Origin of the sequence: Lyngbya aestuarii BL J (assembly GCF_000478195.2) — a bacterium.
Lineage (GTDB): Bacteria > Cyanobacteriota > Cyanobacteriia > Cyanobacteriales > Microcoleaceae > Capilliphycus > Capilliphycus aestuarii.
In genome coordinates, this window is record NZ_AUZM01000269.1 from 1 (window position 1) to 891 (window position 891).

Annotated in this window: 1 protein-coding gene; it reads right to left on the reverse strand. The window is 40.5% G+C overall.

Annotation, left to right across the window (positions count from 1 at the left end; translation table 11 throughout):
- The coding region (locus M595_RS27995) for a histidinol-phosphate transaminase (protein WP_023069922.1) at positions 1–778 on the reverse strand (778 nt) is incomplete at its 3' end.
- Positions 779–891 lie beyond the last annotated feature (113 nt).

Below are 891 nucleotides of genomic sequence, written 5' to 3' on the forward strand. Positions count from 1 at the left end.
AAATCGCAATAAAATCAGGATGCGCGATCGCATATCCCACCCGTAACCCCGCCAACCGAAACGCCTTAGAAAAAGTTCGTAAAATTACCCAATTTGGATGTTGAAGAAGTTCACCCAAGAGAGTTGTTTGACTAAACTCAAAATAAGCTTCATCAATCACGACTAAAACTTCTCGGGGTAAGCTTTTTAACCAGTTGATTTCGGCTTCTGTTAAAGCATTCGCTGTTGGGGAATTGGGATGAACCACAAATACAACTCGAATCGGTGCTTTTTCTGGGTGTTCAATTGCATTTTGAGCGGCGGCTAAGTCCATTTCAAAATTGTCTTCACAACGCCCAATTTTTACCACCGGAATTCCTAACGTTTTTGCTAAAATCCCATACATTGAGAACGTCGGATTTGCCACTAAAATAGAACCTTCTCCTCCTAAACAGGTGGCAATTAATAGAGATCGAATTAATTCATCTGAACCATTTCCTACACAAAGATTAGTAGAATTAACAGGGCTTTCAGCATCGGGAACTCCCCGATTGACATAATTAACAATCGCATCTTTTAGTGTAGTATGAGAACCATCCGGATAACGATTCGTTTCAATTTCATGCTGATAGGCCCAAGCCAGCTTTTGTTTTAACTCCAAGGGGAGATCATAAGGACATTCGTTGGTATCTAAACGATCTAAAATAATCTCAGATGCGACTGGACTCCCAGAGTCTCCACCCGGATGAGGAGCATAAGCTTGAAATTGAGCCAGATCATTGCGAATGAAGGGAAGCATAGGGCTAAAAATAGTGAATAGGTTACAGGTATCAGGTGACTAAATCCTAACCCCTAATCCTCTAATCCTACAAAATCGTAACTTGAATATTGGACAAACTCTAGATTTTTATG